13 protein-coding genes, 1 tRNA gene and 1 pseudogene are annotated in these 16,265 nt (G+C 65.6%); 11 read left to right on the top strand and 4 right to left on the bottom strand.

The window, feature by feature from the left end; translation table 11 throughout:
* Positions 1–47 precede the first annotated feature (47 nt).
* The 3 genes from nadC to ASD55_RS14090 form a co-directional block, all read right to left on the bottom strand.
* Positions 48–905, bottom strand: a complete 858-nt coding sequence (gene nadC / locus ASD55_RS14100; RefSeq protein WP_056767036.1) for a carboxylating nicotinate-nucleotide diphosphorylase — start codon at positions 903–905, stop codon at positions 48–50.
* Complete coding sequence (locus ASD55_RS14095) at positions 902–3,184, bottom strand: DUF1631 domain-containing protein (RefSeq protein WP_056767034.1); 2,283 nt, start codon at positions 3,182–3,184, stop codon at positions 902–904. Before ASD55_RS14095 ends, nadC begins: the two co-directional genes overlap by 4 nt.
* 122 nt (positions 3,185–3,306) lie before the next feature.
* Positions 3,307–3,576 (bottom strand): Trm112 family protein, encoded by a 270-nt coding sequence (locus ASD55_RS14090; protein ID WP_056717306.1) that lies wholly within the window; start codon positions 3,574–3,576, stop codon positions 3,307–3,309.
* Positions 3,577–3,640: 64 nt separating this feature from the next.
* Here ASD55_RS14090 and purE point away from each other — a divergent pair, with 64 nt between their 5' ends.
* From purE to ASD55_RS14075, 3 genes are all read left to right on the top strand, one after another.
* Positions 3,641–4,144 carry a 5-(carboxyamino)imidazole ribonucleotide mutase gene (gene purE, locus ASD55_RS14085; RefSeq protein WP_056767032.1) on the top strand — a complete coding sequence of 168 codons (504 nt, stop codon included), beginning with the start codon at positions 3,641–3,643 and terminating at the stop codon, positions 4,142–4,144.
* Positions 4,141–5,295, top strand: coding sequence for a 5-(carboxyamino)imidazole ribonucleotide synthase (locus ASD55_RS14080; protein ID WP_056767030.1), 1,155 nt, complete (start codon positions 4,141–4,143; stop codon positions 5,293–5,295). Before purE ends, ASD55_RS14080 begins: the two co-directional genes overlap by 4 nt.
* Before the next feature lie 171 nt (positions 5,296–5,466).
* Positions 5,467–6,969, top strand: coding sequence for a SulP family inorganic anion transporter (locus tag ASD55_RS14075; protein ID WP_056767028.1), 1,503 nt, complete (start codon positions 5,467–5,469; stop codon positions 6,967–6,969).
* 73 nt (positions 6,970–7,042) lie between these two features.
* On the opposite strand, the gene ASD55_RS14070 is transcribed toward ASD55_RS14075, so the two are convergent.
* A complete protein-coding gene (locus tag ASD55_RS14070) occupies positions 7,043–7,621 on the bottom strand; it encodes a Fe-Mn family superoxide dismutase (RefSeq protein ID WP_056767026.1) in 579 nt (192 codons plus the stop codon).
* A 111-nt stretch (positions 7,622–7,732) separates the two neighbouring features.
* Between ASD55_RS14070 and grxD the strand changes: the two genes are divergently transcribed.
* The 8 genes and pseudogenes from grxD to ASD55_RS14030 form a co-directional block, all read left to right on the top strand.
* Positions 7,733–8,056, top strand: a complete 324-nt coding sequence (gene grxD / locus ASD55_RS14065) for a Grx4 family monothiol glutaredoxin (protein ID WP_056717302.1) — start codon at positions 7,733–7,735, stop codon at positions 8,054–8,056.
* A complete protein-coding gene (locus tag ASD55_RS14060) occupies positions 8,053–8,823 on the top strand; it encodes an SDR family NAD(P)-dependent oxidoreductase (protein ID WP_082542794.1) in 771 nt (256 codons plus the stop codon). The genes grxD and ASD55_RS14060 overlap by 4 nt, the downstream gene beginning before the upstream one ends.
* A gap of 70 nt (positions 8,824–8,893) precedes the next feature.
* The gene (locus ASD55_RS14055; RefSeq protein ID WP_056717347.1) at positions 8,894–9,493 is read left to right on the top strand and encodes a YhgN family NAAT transporter; all 600 of its coding nucleotides are present in this window, start codon (positions 8,894–8,896) and stop codon (positions 9,491–9,493) included.
* Positions 9,494–9,962: 469 nt separating this feature from the next.
* Positions 9,963–13,259 (top strand): TonB-dependent receptor, encoded by a 3,297-nt coding sequence (locus ASD55_RS14050; RefSeq protein WP_056767022.1) that lies wholly within the window; start codon positions 9,963–9,965, stop codon positions 13,257–13,259.
* A gap of 129 nt (positions 13,260–13,388) precedes the next feature.
* Positions 13,389–14,789, top strand: coding sequence for a nucleotide 5'-monophosphate nucleosidase PpnN (gene ppnN / locus ASD55_RS14045; protein WP_056767020.1), 1,401 nt, complete (start codon positions 13,389–13,391; stop codon positions 14,787–14,789).
* A 71-nt stretch (positions 14,790–14,860) separates the two neighbouring features.
* Positions 14,861–14,937 (top strand) — tRNA-Asn (locus ASD55_RS14040).
* Positions 14,938–15,150: 213 nt separating this feature from the next.
* Positions 15,151–15,912 carry a helix-turn-helix domain-containing protein gene (locus ASD55_RS14035; RefSeq protein WP_007807994.1) on the top strand — a complete coding sequence of 254 codons (762 nt, stop codon included), beginning with the start codon at positions 15,151–15,153 and terminating at the stop codon, positions 15,910–15,912.
* Positions 15,913–16,036: 124 nt separating this feature from the next.
* Positions 16,037–16,265 (top strand): annotated as a pseudogene (locus tag ASD55_RS14030) (nitrite reductase, copper-containing); the annotation flags it as partial.

The raw sequence follows: 16,265 nt of genomic DNA, 5'->3' as shown, positions 1-16,265 counted from the left end.
GACCCAGTGCAAGCCGCCGGAGCCGATGGCCCCGGCCGGCGCTCCGGTCAGTCCAGTTGCAGGCGCAGCGACAGGTCGACGGCTTGCACGTGCTTGGTCAGCGCGCCGACCGAGATGAAGTCCACGCCGGTGCGGGCGTATTCGGCGATCGTCCCCAGGTCGACGTTGCCGGAGACCTCCAGCGCCACCCGGCCGGCGGTACGGCTCACCGCTTCATGCATGTCCGCCAGCGTGAAGTTGTCCAGCATGATGCGGTCCACGCCGGCCTCGAGGGCCAGTTCCAGCTCGTCGAGATTCTCCACCTCGATCTCCAGCAGCAGGCTGGAGTGCGAGCGGCGCGCCGCCGCGACGGCGGCGGCAATGCTGCCGGCGGCGATGATGTGGTTTTCCTTGATCAGGATCGCGTCGTACAGCCCGATGCGATGGTTGTGGCCACCGCCGCACCGCACCGCGTATTTCTGGGCGATCCGCAGGCCCGGGATGGTCTTGCGGGTATCGAGCACCCGCGTGCCGGTGCCGGCCACCGCTGCCACGTAGCTTGCGGTGAGGGTGGCGGTGGCGGAAAGCAGCTGCAGGAAGTTCAGCGCCGAACGTTCGGCGGTGACCAGCGAGCGGGCATGGCCGGAAAGCCGGCAGATCACCGTGCCCGGCGCCACGCGCTCACCATCACGGACCTGCCAGTCGATCCGCACTGCGGGGTCCATGCGGCGGAAACAGGCGTCGAACCAGGCCGTGCCGGCGATCACGGCATCGTCGCGGCAGGTCAGGACCGCATGGGCCTGGGCATCGACGGGAAGAAGGTCCGCCGTCGCGTCGCCTGCACCGAGATCCTCGGCGAGGGCACGTTCGATATCCAGGGCAATCTGATCGGCGGCAGGTGGCGTGAGCGGCGACGGCTGGGTCATTCGGTGGTGGTATCTGCGGGGGCCGGATGGTCGGGCTGGCTGAGCTTGCCCACGATCGCGCTCATCGCCCGGTCGAACAGCGCGTTCGCGGCGAGCACGCGGGCGTGGCCATCGGTCATCAGCCCGGTCAGCTCCTGAGGCGAGTAGTCGGCCACTTTCAGGCCACGCCGGTTGACGAACAGGTAGCGGCCGCTCATCGGGCTGATCCAGGACAGCTTGGCGCGGGTCATGGCCTCGTCGGGCAGGCAGAACTCCAGCCAGGTGCCGGGTTGCAGCGCCAGCACCTGATGCCATTCCGGGCTGTCCAGCGGAACCTCGGCGACCTCTTCCTCCAGTTCGTCCTGCTGCGCATTGCGGCTTTCGACGATCGGCTGGATGTTGTCGGGGATCGCCAGCATCGCAGCATCTTCCTCGACGGTGACGACCTCGGCCGGACCGAGCGCTTCGCCCAGTTGCTGACGGTAGTACGTGTGCAACTGCGCCAGCAGGCGCTCCACGTCCTGTTCCTGGAACGCCACGTTGGCCAGGCCCTGCCGCAACGCCCGCTCGATGCCCGGAAGCATCTGGCGCAGCACCTGCTGGCTCTGGACATCGTGTGGCGTGCGCGTGCTGGCGATGAATTCGTCGATGAAGCGCAGGGCGCTCTTGAAGGCGGGCGAATCCTCGCCCTCGCGCAACAGGGTGAGCACCAGGTGGTTGGCCCAGGCCCGCGCCAGCACGCCGTGCACCAGCGGCGGCAACTTGTTCTCGCCGATGCGGTCGAGGATCTCGCGGGCGGCGCGGCGGCGCGCCTGCTCGAGCTTTTCGCGGCCGCGGGTGGACTCGGCCACGCGCTGCTCGGCCAGTTCGGAACGCCGCTTGTTGGCATCCTGGAACTGCTGCAGATCGACCAGCAGGCGGTCGAAGATGCCCATGTCATCGTCGAAATCGTGCAGCAGCTGGTCGACGATCCATTTCACCTTGTCGTGCAGGCGCTGGTCGCGGTCGGATTCCTGCGACCAGCCCTTGGCCTGCTCGGCCAGGCAATCGAGCAGCCGCCGCGCAGGATGCTGGCGATGGGCGAACAGCTTGCGGTCGAGGATCGCCGCCTTGAGATAGGGGATCTGCAGGCGCGCCAGCATCACCTGCATCGCGGCAGGCAGGTTGCGGTCTTCCAGGATGAATTCGAACAGCATGCCGACCAGGTCGATGGTGTCTTCATCGATGGTGGCGACGTGGCTGGGCTTCTCGCCACGCAGGGCGCCGAGCTGGGTCAGCAACTGGCCCTTCAGCTGCAGCACCTCGCGGCTCAGTTCCGCGGCATCATCCGGCTGCGCATGCGGCAGTGGACCGGCGGTCGCGATCTGGCTCTGCAGCACGCTCAATGCACCGAGCAACTCGTTGGCCGACGGCAGCGGGCCGCTGGGCAGGCTCGCCGCGCCCAGGCCGACGCCGGCGTGCGGGCGCCGCGCGCTGAACAGGGCATGCAGGGTCTGCAGCAGGTCGCTCGGAATATCGCCGGCCTCGTCGGCGCCACCGCTGGCGGAATCCGCGCCTCCGGCCAGCGCGCTCGACGCCCCCGACTTGGCGCCGCCGCGGGTGATCTCGTGGCGCAGTTGCGGCAACACGCCGGCGCGCACCAGCTCGGTGTTGATGTCCTGGTAAAGCTCTTCGAGGCAGGACAGCACGTAGCGATCGAACAGCTTGTAGATGATCAGCTTGACGCGCATGTCGGCGCTGAGTTCGTGCAGGGCCTGCCGGAAGGCTTGCGCCAGCACGGCCGGCCCCACCGGATTGCCTGCATCGTCCACCTTGTGGCCGCCGCAGATGACCGACAGCCGCTGGTTGACCGAGAACAGGTCGCGCGAAAGCCGCGATTCGTTCTTGCCGATCATGCTGGTGATTGCCAGCGATTCTTCCAGTTCGTTGTCCGCCACCAGCGAAAGTTCTACGCCACCGAGCGGCGACGGCACGTTCATCGATTCCGTCTTGGGCGGATGGGCCAGCTCGGCGATGTTGCGGCTTACCGCGCCGAGGAAGCTGCGCTCCACCGCGGGCCGGCGCTTGCGCACCTCGCGCATGCCGTCGAAATAGTGCATCTGGGTGGCATTGTTCTCGGCCTTTTCGGCCAGGTCGAACAAGGCGTCGTCGACGTGCTCGAACGCATTGCCGGTCCACTGCTGCAAGTGCTTGCCGGCGATGTTCCGCACCGCACTCAGCAATTCGCCCACGCGTTCACTGGCCGGATCCATGCGCTGGCTCAGGCTGACGACTCGGGACGTATCGGTGGCTTCATTCATCGCCAAACCCCTGGAACATGGCGTGCGGCAGGACCCACAATGGATCGCGCAGGTGCTGACGATAAGCGAAATGACGCCCCCGTGTCATGCGCGGTCCGGCGTTTCAGGCCGGTGCTGCGGCCTCAGGCCGCAGGGAAATCGGCCAGTTGCAGCGTGCCGATGCCTTCTTCGGGCAGCATGACCGGAATGCCGTCCTCGACCCGGTAGATCACCTTGCCGTCCGTGGTGATCAGGCCTTCGCTGACCCGCTGGCCCACCGCCACGCCGGCTACGGTGTCGACCTTGCCGCTGCCGATGCCCTCGTTCAGTGCCTCGAGTTCACGCTTGCTCAGGGGACGCAACGGAGTTTTGCTGACCGGGCAGCACAGAATGTCTAGCAGGCGCTTGTCCATGGTTCGCTTGGGTGTGCCGGGGTGGAGAAAGCCCGTACAATAGCCGTTTTTGGGCATTCCGGCCATGACAGGAACAAGCATGCAGCCGCGCGTCGGCGTCGTGATGGGCTCGCGCTCGGACTGGGAAACCATGCAGCACGCGGTCGACGTGCTGACCGAACTGGGCGTTGCCCATGAGGTCAGGGTGGTCTCCGCGCACCGCACGCCGGACCTGTTGTTCAGCTACGCGGAACAGGCGGCGGCCCGCGGCATCCAGGTGGTGGTCGCCGGCGCCGGTGGCGCCGCCCATCTGCCGGGCATGCTGGCGGCCAAGACCCGCCTGCCGGTATTCGGCGTGCCGGTGCAGTCGAAGGCACTCAATGGCATGGATTCCCTGCTGTCGATCGCCCAGATGCCGGCCGGCATCCCGGTTGGAACGCTGGCCATCGGTCGCGCCGGCGCGGTGAACGCGGGTCTGCTGGCGGCGGCGGTGCTGGCGCTGCACGATCCCGACCTGGCGACGGCGCTGGAGAACTGGCGGCAGCGCCAGACCCAGGCCGTGCTGGAACAGCCGGACCCGCGCCAATGAGCGAACGGCAGCAGCCTGTGCTGGGCGTACTCGGTGGTGGCCAGCTGGCGCGCATGCTGGCGCTGGCGGCGGCGCCGCTGGGAGTGAAGTCGCTGGTGGTGGACAGCGCGGCCGATGCCTGCGCAGGCCAGGTCGCGCCGCTGGTGGTGGCCGACTGGACCGACTACGCGGCGCTGGAGAAGTTTGCCGCGCAGGTGGATGTGGTGACCTTCGATTTCGAGAACGTGCCCGCCGAGACCGCGCACTGGCTGGCCGAGCGCGTGGCGGTGTTTCCCGCGCCGCAGGCGCTGGCAATGGCGCAGGATCGACTGGCGGAGAAAACCCTGTTCCGCGAATGCGGTTTGCCCACGCCCGATTTCATGACGGTGGACACCCGTGAGCAGCTGGACCAGGCCCTGGCCCGGGTCGGCGCGCCGGCCATCCTGAAAACGCGGCGGCTCGGCTATGACGGCAAGGGCCAGTTCCGCTTGCGTGAGGCAGCCGATGCCGACGCGGCCTGGGCGGCGCTCGGCGCACAGGCACCGGCCCATGGACTGATCCTCGAGGCCTTTGTGCCGTTCGAGCGCGAGCTGTCGGTGCTTGCCGTGCGCGGCCGCGACGGTGACTTCCGCACCTGGCCGCTGACCCGCAACTGGCATGTCGACGGCGTGCTGTCGATGAGCCTGGCGCCGGCGCCGGACATCGACGTGCTGCAGGGGCGCGCCACCGAACTGGCCCGCATCCTGGCCGAACGGCTGGGTTATGTGGGGGTGTTCGCGCTGGAGCTGTTCGTCAGGAATGGCGAGTTGCTCGGCAACGAAATGGCGCCGCGGGTGCACAACTCCGGGCACTGGACGATCGAGGGTGCCCGCACCAGCCAGTTCGAGAACCATGTGCGGGCCGTGCTCGGCATGCCGCTGGGTGATACCGGTGCGCGCGGCGTGTCGGCGATGTTCAACTGGATCGGTGAGTTGCCCGAGCCGGTCGGCGTGCTGGGGACCCTCGACGCGCATTGGCACGATTACGGCAAGCAGGCACGACCCGGACGCAAGGTGGGACACGCCACCGTATGCGCCGACGAGGCGGCCGTGCTGGCCGCGCGGCTGGCGGACATGGCGGACACGATGGGACGTCAGGCGCAGGCGCGTCCGGCCATCGAGGCGTTGTCCTAGGGCCGCAGTCCGAAACCCGGCGACCTGGACGGCCTGGCCGAACGCCCACGCCGGCCAGGCATGTCATTCGCCTTCTTCCCGATATTCCCGCGGCCCGACGGCATGTCGGATTGCCGGCCCGAGCGACGTGCGCCGCGCATCGTCGGGTCATTCATCATTCCAGGAACTCCCATGTCCCTTTCGCTCGCCCAGGCGAAGAGCAACACGCTGTCCGGTCTCACCGTGGCCTTCGCGCTGGTGCCCGAGGTGATCGCCTTTGCGGTGATCGCCCACGTCAATCCGCTGACGGGCTTGTATGCGGCCTTCATGATGTGCCTGATCACTGCAGTGCTGGGTGGCCGGCCCGGAATGATTTCCGGAGCCACCGGTGCGATCGCGGTGGTGGTCGTGGCGCTGGTGGTGCAGCACGGCGTGCAATATCTGTTTGCCGCCGTGGTGCTGATGGGCCTGCTGCAGTTGCTGTTCGGTGCGCTGCGGCTGGGCAAGTTCATCCGCATGGTGCCGCACCCGGTGATGCTGGGCTTCGTCAACGGCCTGGCGATCGTGATCTTCCTGGCCCAGATGCCGCACTTCCAGCAGCATGGCCAGTGGATTGCGGGTCACACCCTGTGGGTGATGCTCGGCCTGGTCGCGCTGGCGATCGTGATCATCTACCTGCTGCCGCGGCTGACCCGGGCAGTGCCTTCGGCGCTGGTGGCGATCCTGGCGGTTGCGGTGCTGACCAATGCCTTCGGCATCGAAACCCGCACGGTGGGCGATCTCGCGTCGATCAGGGGCGGCTTGCCCAGCTTTCACCTTCCCGATGTGCCATGGAATGCCGACACGCTGCGCATCGTGTTTCCGTACGCGCTGATCATGGCCATGGTCGGGCTGATCGAGTCGCTGCTGACCCTGAACCTGATCGACGAGATGACCGATACCCGCGGCAAGCCGAACCGCGAATGCCTGGCGCAGGGCGCGGCGAACGTGGTGACCGGCCTGTTCGGCGGCATGGGCGGCTGCGCCATGATCGGGCAGAGCATGATCAACGTCGGTGCCGGCGCGACGCATCGCCTGTCCGGCATCGTCGCCGGGCTGGGCCTGCTCAGCTTCATCCTGTTCGGCTCGGCGCTGATCGAGCGGATTCCCCTGGCGGCCCTGATCGGGGTGATGTTCGTGGTGTCGGCGAAGACCTTCGCCTGGGGCAGCGTGCGCGTGCTGGGCAAGGTGCCGCGCGCGGATGCGCTGGTGATCGTGGCGGTCACCGTGGTGACCATCTTCACCGACCTGGCGCTGGCGGTGCTGCTGGGCGTGGTGATCTCGGCGCTGGTATTCGCCTGGCAGCACGCGAGCCAGATCGAGGTGGACACGCACACCGATGCGCAAGGCCGCCGCATCTACGAGCTGAAGGGCACGCTTTTCTTCGCCTCGACCCGCAATTTCCAGAACCTGTTCAATCCCAAAGATGACCCGCAGCAGGTGATCGTGGAATTCGGCCGGGCCAGGGTGATGGATCACTCCGCCATCGAGGCCATCGATACGCTGGCCGAGCGCTATCAGAAGCTCGGCAAACGACTGCAGCTGCGCCACCTGAGTCCGGATTGCGCCGAGCTGCTGTTGAAGGCGGGCGGCATGATCGAATCGAACGCCGCCGAAGACCCGCACTATCACCTGGCGGATGATCGGCTCGGTTGATCGAGGTTTCGCGCAGGCATGAAAAAAGCGGAGCCGCTGGCGGCCCCGCTTCCCGTTTTCAGATGGCCGGACTTCAGGCGAGGTTCTTTGCCGCGAAGTCCCAGTTCACCAGGTTCCAGAACGCTTCCAGATACTTCGGGCGGGCGTTGCGGTAGTCGATGTAATAGGCGTGTTCCCATACGTCGGCGGTGAACAGCGGCTTGTCGGTGCCGGTGATCGGCGTGGCCGCGTTCGAGGTGTTGACGATGCCCAGCGAACCGTCCTGTCGCTGCACCAGCCAGGTCCAGCCGGAGCCGAAGTTGCCGGCGGCGGACTTGCTGAATTCTTCCTTGAACTTGTCGACCGGGCCGAACGCCTTGTTGATCGCGTCGGCCAGCTTGCCGCCGGGTTCGCCGCCGCCTTTCGGGCTCATCGAATTCCAGTAGAAGGTGTGGTTCCAGATCTGGGCGGCATTGTTGAACACGCCACCGGACGACTTGCGGATGATGTCCTCGAGCGGTGCGTCGGCAAACTCGGTGCCTTCGATCAGCTTGTTGAGGTTGGTCACGTAGGCCTGGTGGTGCTTGCCGTAGTGGAAGTCCAGCGTTTCAGCGGAAATGTGCGGCTCCAGCGCGTTCTTTTCGTACGGAAGCGGGGGAAGTTCGATCGCCATGTTGAGGCTCCTTGACGTTGGCTGGGAAAAAGGTCGGCGCAGCGGACGGCAGCCGACGGCTGGCTGATACAATAGCGCTCTGCCTGCATTGTAAAGATGAATCACCGAACTATGGACATCAACGAGCAAATCAGGGCGATGCTGGCCGCGCATCCCATCGTGCTTTTCATGAAAGGCACGCCGGAGTTTCCGATGTGCGGCTTTTCGTGTCGCGCCGCGAAGGCGTTGACCGAAGCCGGCGCGGTGTTCCAGGCCGTGAACGTGTTGGCCGATCCGCGCATCCGCGCCGCGTTGCCGCACTTTTCCAACTGGCCCACGTTTCCGCAGTTGTTCATCCAGGGCGAGCTGATCGGTGGTTGCGACATCATCGAGGAGCTGAAGGCTGCCGGCGAGCTGTCGCGCATGGCCAGCGACGTTGCCGGAGTCGCGCTTTGAGCATGCTGCCTTTTTCTCGCCTGCCCGATGACTGGCAGCCCGCCAGCGATATCCTGGCCGGCCGCGTGGTGCTGGTCACCGGCGCCTACGGTGGCCTCGGCGGGGCGGTGTCGCGGGCCGCGGCGCGTGCGGGCGCCACCGTCGTCATCACCGGCAAGCGCAAGCGCCAGCTCGAGCAACTCTACGACGCGATGCTCGCCGAAGGCCTGGCCGAGCCGGTGATCCACCCGCTGGACATGGAAGTGGCCACGCCGAAGGACTATGCCGCGCTGGCCGAAGGGCTGGAGCGCGACTTCGGTCGCCTCGACGGCATCGTGCACGCCGCCGTGAGTTTCGGCGGCCTCACGCCGATCACCATGCACAAGCCGGACGCCTGGCTGCGCGCGATGCATGTCAACGTCAACGCACCGTTCGCGCTGACCCAGGCCTGCCTGCCGCTGCTGACCCAGGCCGATGACAGTGCCGTGGTGTTCGTGCTGGACGACCCCGAGTTGCTGCAGCGCGCGCACTGGGGCGCTTACGGCGCATCGAAGGCGGCGCTGGAGCGTTTCGCGGCGATCCTCCACGAGGAAACCGACACCGGTCCGCTGCGGGTGCATGCCCTGTTGCCGGCGCCGATGCGCACGGCGCTGCGGCAGCTGGCTTACTTCGGCGAAGACCTGCTGCAGCGACCGTTGCCGGATGCCACCGCCGCCGCGGCGATCCACCTGCTGGGCGCGCGGGGCGCCCCGGCGCGCGGCACGATACTGGACCTGCGGGCCGGCTGATTGGCAGCAGGTCCACCGAAAGGGCGCCACACCGGCGTCGATCAAACATGGAGTCGAGATGGAAGCGCAGATGACCACCTTGTCCGCGGGCATCCTGCTGTTCCTGATCATGGACCCGCTGGGCAATATCCCGCTGTTCCTCAGCCTGCTGAAGGACGTGCCGCCCAAGCGCCGCCGCCACGTGATGGTGCGCGAGCTGCTGATCGCGCTGGGCGTGTTGCTGGCGTTCCTGTTCGGCGGCCAGTACATCCTGCACCTGCTGCAACTCAGGCAGGAGTCGATCAGCATCGCCGGCGGCATCGTGCTGTTCCTGATCGGCATCCGCATGGTGTTCCCGCCCGCTGATGGCGGCGGCATCTTCGGCAAGTCCGGTGGCGGCGAGCCGTTCATCGTACCGATGGCGATACCCGGCGTGGCCGGCCCCTCGGCGATGGCGGCGCTGCTGCTGCTGACCAACACCCAGCCCGGTCGCACTGCAGACTGGGTGCTGGCCCTGCTGCTGGCATGGCTTGCCACCGCGCTGATCCTGCTCAGCTCGACCTACCTGTTTCGCTGGCTCGGCGAGAGCGTGCTGACGGCGCTGGAGCGCGTGATGGGCATGCTGCTGATCGCGCTTTCGGTGCAGATGTTCATGGCCGGCGTGGCCTCGTTCCTGCACGCGAGCACCTGAGCTTTCGCCCCTGCCGCAAGTTGTTTCGGCGCGGCAACGCGGTCGCGAGGATTTCGCGAAATCGACATCCGGCTGGTGTGCGCCAAACCGCGGCAAACATTCTCCGTTCGGTATAGGCGCGTCCCTGGATAAGGTGTCGCACGACGGCCATGGCGATCCCGGGAAGGCTCGCCATGTGACTGATTTGGAAAGCTTCGTGCTCGCGTTCGGGGGAGGGGTTCGCCGCGCCGGGGTGACGTGTAAACGTTACAAAAATGTCATACAATGTCGTTACAATCATTTAACAAAGCCGCGGACGGGTTGGTCCAGCGTGCTGGAGTTCTTGCGGTTCGTGCTGCTTTTGGAACCGCGCAAATCAATTGGGGTTGCAGATCGTGTCGATGTTGCCTGGCCTGCGCCGGGCGGAGCCACGCTTTTGACCTTCAAACCTGAGTTTCCTTTTCGTTGCGAGCCTGAGGGTCGATCAAGAATGAATAACCGAATTCGCACCAAACTCCTTCCGTTTGCCATTGCCTCGTTGCTGGCAGCGTCGGTGCCTGCCATGGCGCAGGACACCTCTTCTTCGATCAGCGGCCGCGTGCTCGATGCCAGCGGCCAGCCGGTCGCCGGCGCCACCGTGCAGATCGTGCATGAGCCCTCAGGCACCACCAAGATCACCACCACCGGTCCGGATGGCCGTTACTCCTCGCAGGGTCTGCGCGTGGGCGGTCCGTTCGACGTGACCGTCTCCAAGGCCGGCATGGCGCAGGCGGAACAGGACAACGTCTATCTGCAGCTGGCTCAGGAAACCCCGGTCAATCTGACGATGGGCGGCGCCAGTGAGCAGGCAGCCACCAACCTCGGCGGCGTCACCGTTTCGGCCAACTCGCTGGCCCAGACTTTTTCGGCTGACAACAAGGGCATCTCTACCAACGTGTCGAGCCGCGAAATCGAAGCGACCCCGACGCCGGACCGCTCGATCCAGAACATCGTGCGCCTCGATCCGCGCATCGTGGTCACCGACCGCGCCGCCGGTTCGTTCTCGGCCATCGGCCAGAACAGCCGCTACAACAACATCACCGTCGATTCGGTCAGCGCCAACGATCCGTTCGGCCTGAATGCGAACGGCCTGCCGACCCTGTCCACGCCGATTTCGCAGGACACGATCGAGGAATACAACATCTCCACCGCGAACTATGACGTGGCGACCCGCCGCGGCGTGGGCGCCGTGGTCAATGCGGTGACCAAGAGCGGCACCAACGATTTCCACGGCTCGGTCTACTACGTATTCCAGAACCAGAACATGATCGGCAAGAACGAGGCCGACGCCAAGTTCAATGGCTTCGATCGCCAGTGGACCGGCGGCGCCACCGTCGGTGGCCCGATCATCAAGGACAAGCTGTTCTTCTTCATCTCGGCCGAGAAGAGCAAGCAGATCGGTTCGGGCAGCCCCTACGGTGCGGAAGGCAGCGGCGCCAGCGTCATCGTGGACGGGCTCACCCCGGACATGATCCAGCAGGTGCGCGACATTGCCGCCAGCAAGTACGGCATCACCGACATCGGTTCCGCGGGCGGTGGCAACACCGACCTGGAAGACAAGCGCTACCTGGGCAAGATCGACTGGAACATCAGCGACAGCCATCGTGCCAGCTTCACCTTCAGCCAGACCAAGGAAAGCAAGCCGACCATCGGCGGCAGCAGCAGCAAGCTGGTGCTGTCCAGCGGCTGGTACAACTCCGATACCAAGAACACCAGCTACGCGCTGCATTTCTACGACGACTGGTCCGATTCGTTCTCGACCGACACCACCATCTCGTACGCGAAGTTCCACAAGGGCAGCAATCCAGTGGCGGGCGGCGCCCTGCCGGACATCACCATCTATCCGGTCGGTTTCAGCGACGGCGCGCAGGTGGAATTCGGCACCAACTATTCGTACCAGGCCAACATCCTGGACGTGAAGACGCTGAACGCCGCCTGGGCGGGCACGTACTACGCGGGTGACCACACCATCAAGGGCGGCTTCGACTACGAGCGCGACACGACCTACAACCTGTTCCTGCAGAACTATTTCGGCAGCTACACGTTCGAGGACGGCAACGGCCTGAGCGGTCTTGAGAACTTCGCGAATGGCGACTATTACCAGTACCGCTACAGCCGCCCGGCCGATGGCCTGAGCCTGAATGACGTTGCCGCCAACTTTGAGCTCAAGCAGTGGGGCGTGTTCCTGCAGGACACCTGGCAGGTCACCAACAACCTGTCGGTCCAGTACGGCATCCGCGTCGACATCCCGCTGATGAGCGACAAGCCGATCTACAACCCGCTGTTCGCTGCGGCGCCGGGCACCAATCCGGTGACCGGTGCTGCCACCGGCGGCTTTGGTCGTACCAACCAGACCACGATCAACGGCAACCGCGTGGTGCAGCCGCGCCTGTCGTTCAACTACAACTTCGACACCGAGCGTCTGACCCAGTTGCGTGGTGGCGCGGGCCTGTTCATCTCCAACCCGCCAGGCGTGTGGATCGGCAACATCTTCTCCAACTCGGGTGCGACGCAGACCCAGTTCAACTGTGGCCCGACGCAGAGGGCTCCCTGCAACACGAATCTGCCCGCGTTCAGCCCCGATGCGCACAACCAGAACGACGGCGTGGTCGGTTCGGGTCAGCAGACGGTCAACACCGTCTCGCCGGGCTTCCGCCTGCCGAGCGTGTGGAAGTTCAGCGTGGGCATGGACAAGGAGCTGCCGTGGTGGGGCCTGGTCGCCACGGCCGACTACCAGCACATCAAGGTGCGTGACGCGATCTACTATCAGAACATGAACATCGGTGCTCCCACCGGTGTGCTGCCGGATGGTCGCTTCACCTACTACAAGAACCCGACCAAGGATCCGCGTTCGTCGGGTCAGCAGTCGCGTTACCTCGCCAATGGCGCCTTCTCCGACGGCACCATCAACCTGGCCAACAGCAGCCGCGGCAGTGCGGACAGCCTGGCGCTGTCGTTGAAGAAGCCGTTCTCGACCGACTGGTCGGGCATGGTGGGCTTCACCTGGAGCCGCGCCACGGAAGTGAACCCGGGTACCAGCAGCGTCGCCCGTTCGAACTACGTCAACAACTACGTGTTCAACCCGAACGAGGACAAGGCGAGCCCGTCGAACTACTCGATCCCGCGTCGCGTGATCGCCGGCCTGAACTGGCAGCATCGCTTCTTCGGCGATTACGCCACCAGCGCCAGCGTGTTCTATGACGGCCACAATGCCTCGCCGTACAGCTGGACCTTTGGCAACGATGCCAATGGTGACGGCTTCAGCAACGACCTGGTCTTCATCCCGAACCCGGGCCAGGTGTCGTTCCGCACCGGTACCGATCCGGCGCTGATCCAGCAGTTCTACGACTACATCAAGGGGAACGACTACCTGAAGGATCATCAGGGCGGCCCCGCCGGCCGCAATGGCGATCACGCAGGCTGGCTCAACCAGATCGACCTGAGCTTCAGTCAGGAAATTCCTGGCCTGTTCAAGGGCAACAAGGGCAAGATCAAGCTCGACGTCTACAACTTCACCAACCTGCTGAACAAGCACTGGGGTATCGAGAAGCGCGCCAACTTCCCGGGCTACCGCAACCTGGCTGACTTCTACGGCGTGGATGCCGACGGCAAGTACATCTACGACATCTCCGGCTCCAAGTACCTCCACGATGGCAGCTACAGCCCGGAGCAGGTGCCGACCTCGACCTTCCCGAGCGATCTGGCTCAGCGTTGGGCGGTGCAGCTGACGGTGAAGTACACGTTCTGATCCGTTCCCGGGTTTGAAACGCAACCGGCGCCCGCGAGGGCGCCGGTTTTTTTATGCTTGACCATATCGTGGTTCACGCAGGAAGCTAACAGGTCGGGCGCGATGGAGCGGCCATGGAGAAGCAATCGAATGAATGACACCTACAAGGGTGCGCCAGCCAGAACCGGCGTCGTGAGCGCCCGCATTTCGCCGATCGGTGGCCTGGACGTGCTCTCGCGCCATGAAGTGGCGCGCCTGCGCGGTGCCAGCGGCTCCGGTCTGCACGCACTGCTGCGGCGCTGTGCGCTGGCGGTGCTGACCTCCGGCAACATCAGCGACGACCCGCGGGCGATCCTCGAGCAGTACCCCGATTTCGACATCCAGGTGCTGCAGCAGGATCGCGGCATGAAGATCGAGCTGACCAACGCGCCGGCGCAGGCCTTCGTGGACGGCCAGATCATCCGCGGCATCAACGAATTGCTGGTCGCGGTGGTGCGTGACATCGTCTACGTGTCGACCCAACTGGAGCAGGTCGGCTTCGACCTGGACGAATCCGCGGGGCTGACCCAGGGCGTGTTCGAGATCCTGCGCAACGCGCGCATCCTGAAGCCGCAGGTGGATCCGAACCTGGTGGTGTGCTGGGGTGGCCACTCGATCTCGCGCGAGGAATACGACTACACCAAGCTGGTCGGTTACCAGCTCGGCCTGCGCGGGCTGGACATCTGCACCGGCTGCGGCCCGGGCGCGATGAAGGGGCCGATGAAGGGCGCCACGATCTCGCACGCGAAGCAGCGCCGCCGGCACAACCGCTACATCGGGATCACCGAGCCGGGCATCATCGCGGCCGAATCGCCGAACCCGATCGTCAACCACCTGGTGATCATGCCGGACATCGAGAAGCGGCTGGAGGCCTTCGTGCGCCTCGGGCACGGCATCATCGTGTTCCCCGGCGGCGTCGGCACGGCCGAGGAAATCCTGTACCTGCTGGGCATCCTGCTGCACCCGGACAACGCCGGCACGCCGTTCCCGCTGATCTTCACCGGCCCACGCCAGTCGGCCGCCTATTTCGAGCAGATCGACCGTTTCCTGCGACTGAGCCTGGGCGACGAGGTGGCGCAGCACTACCAGATCATCGTGGACGATCCGCAGGCCGTGGCGCGCACCATGATCAAGGGCCTGGACAAGGTGCGTCACAACCGGCTCGACACCAAGGATGCGTTCTTCTTCAACTGGGCGCTGCAGATTCCGCTGGAATTCCAGCAACCGTTCCGGCCCACCCACGAGGCGATGCGCGCGCTGCAGATCCGGCATGGCCGGCCGTTGCACGAGCTCGCCGCGGACCTGCGCCGCGCGTTTTCCGGCATCGTCGCGGGCAACGTGAAGGAGGAGGGCGTGCAGGCGATCGAGAAGAACGGGCCGTTCGACATCGACGGCGATGCGGACATCATGCGTGCGCTGGACAAGCTGTTGCAGGCCTTCGTGGCACAGCACCGCATGAAGCTTCCCGGCGGCAGCGCGTACGAGCCGTGCTACCGGGTGCTCGGTGCCTGAAGAAAAAGTGGCAGGAATCGCCGGTGATGTCTTGACAGCCAGCGGCCTGCTCAGCAAACTACGCAGCTCACGCCCGAATAGCTCAGCTGGTTAGAGCACTTGACTGTTAATCAGGGGGTCGTTGGTTCGAGTCCAACTTCGGGCGCCAAATGCAAACAGGGGTCGGCAGTGATGCCGGCCCCTGTTCTTTTTGCGGAACGCAAACCGGCGCGCCGCCGGGGCAGTGCGACGACATGACCGGGGGGCCGGGCCGCAGAGGCGGCCGGCATTGCGTATCATCGCGGGGTATCCGCAGCGCGCCGGTGGCGGTATGCCGACATCAGCGCGCCTGGTCCGATTCGCGCGATTTGCAAGGTCTCCCATGCGCCGCAACAACCCGGCAGGCCGCCTGCCCGAGCCACCGAATCCGATTGCCGACGACGGCGACGAAACCCATTTCTGTCGCACCTGCGCGTTTTCCGGCGCCTGCATTGCCGAAGGCTATGGCAAGCCCGAGCTGCTGGAACTCCATTGCCTGGTCGAGCACGTCGGGCCGTTTCATGCCGGCGAGCACGTCTTCCGCACCGGCGATCCGTTCCGCTCCATCTTTGCGGTGCGCGCCGGTACGGTGAAGACCAGCATGGTCGACGCCGAGGGCCACGAGCAGGTGCTGGGCTTCTACCTGCCGGGTGAGGTGATCGGCCTCAATGCGATCTATCCGGACCACTTCCCCTGCGATGCGGTGGCGCTGGACACCGCCTACTTCTGCCGCTTCTCGTTCCCCGCGATGAGCGCGCTGGCCACGCGCATGCCGGCGGTGCAGCAGCGGCTGTTCAGCCTGATCAGCAAGGAGCTGGGCATGGCCACCCTGCTGGCCGGCGATCACAACGCCGACGCGCGCATGGCGGCGTTCCTCACCGATCTTGCGCGGCGTTACGAGGAGCGGGGCTTCTCCGGCACGCGCTTCCACCTGAGCATGTCGCGCGGCGACATCGCCAACTATCTGCGCCTGGCCGCGGAAACCGTGAGTCGCGTGCTCAGCCGTTTCCGCCAGCAGGAACTGATCGAACTGGAAGGTCGCGAGCTGGTGTTGCGTGATCCCGAGCGCCTGCAACAGCTCGGCAGGAACCTGCTTCCGCGCTGAGCGATTTTCGGTGCCTGTGGCGGCTTGACGCACACGCAGTTTTCCATCGGCAAAGATGACTTGCGTCAAGCGCGGTTCGTGACCTCTCCCTACGATTTCATCCAGAAACCACAGGGAGAAACCCATGTCACGTTCGTTGTTACTCGTTCTTGCCGCGGCGGGTGCGTTGACGCTGGCCGGCTGTTCGGGCAAGTCGTCTTCGGTGTCGCCGGTGGGGGAGGTGGCCGCCAGCCCGGCCGCGATCGCCGCCACCCACGGCGACTTCGGCCCGCCCCAGGGCGAGCCGATCCACGCGGTGCTGACCAGCCCGCCGCACGTGCCGCCACCGCTGAAGCGCAACTACCCGGCGAAGG

The organism is Rhodanobacter sp. Root561 (genome assembly GCF_001427365.1).
Taxonomy (GTDB): Bacteria; Pseudomonadota; Gammaproteobacteria; order Xanthomonadales; family Rhodanobacteraceae; genus Rhodanobacter.
The sequence above is the reverse complement of the archived record's forward strand: the minus strand, read 5'-3'. Positions and strand labels throughout refer to the sequence as shown.

Bases quoted from the DNA above. Each gene is read 5' to 3' on its own strand.
- ASD55_RS14050 (WP_056767022.1), top strand. From the start codon at position 9,963: ATGAATAACCGAATTCGCACCAAACTCCTTCCGTTTGCCATTGCCTCG.
- ASD55_RS14090 (WP_056717306.1), bottom strand. From the start codon at position 3,576: ATGGACAAGCGCCTGCTAGACATTCTGTGCTGCCCGGTCAGCAAAACT.
- ASD55_RS14055 (WP_056717347.1), top strand. From the start codon at position 8,894: ATGACCACCTTGTCCGCGGGCATCCTGCTGTTCCTGATCATGGACCCG.
- ASD55_RS14080 (WP_056767030.1), top strand. From the start codon at position 4,141: ATGAGCGAACGGCAGCAGCCTGTGCTGGGCGTACTCGGTGGTGGCCAG.
- purE (WP_056767032.1), top strand. From the start codon at position 3,641: ATGACAGGAACAAGCATGCAGCCGCGCGTCGGCGTCGTGATGGGCTCG.
- grxD (WP_056717302.1), top strand. From the start codon at position 7,733: ATGGACATCAACGAGCAAATCAGGGCGATGCTGGCCGCGCATCCCATC.
- ppnN (WP_056767020.1), top strand. From the start codon at position 13,389: ATGAATGACACCTACAAGGGTGCGCCAGCCAGAACCGGCGTCGTGAGC.
- ASD55_RS14070 (WP_056767026.1), bottom strand. From the start codon at position 7,621: ATGGCGATCGAACTTCCCCCGCTTCCGTACGAAAAGAACGCGCTGGAG.
- ASD55_RS14095 (WP_056767034.1), bottom strand. From the start codon at position 3,184: ATGAATGAAGCCACCGATACGTCCCGAGTCGTCAGCCTGAGCCAGCGC.
- nadC (WP_056767036.1), bottom strand. From the start codon at position 905: ATGACCCAGCCGTCGCCGCTCACGCCACCTGCCGCCGATCAGATTGCC.
- ASD55_RS14035 (WP_007807994.1), top strand. From the start codon at position 15,151: ATGCGCCGCAACAACCCGGCAGGCCGCCTGCCCGAGCCACCGAATCCG.
- ASD55_RS14075 (WP_056767028.1), top strand. From the start codon at position 5,467: ATGTCCCTTTCGCTCGCCCAGGCGAAGAGCAACACGCTGTCCGGTCTC.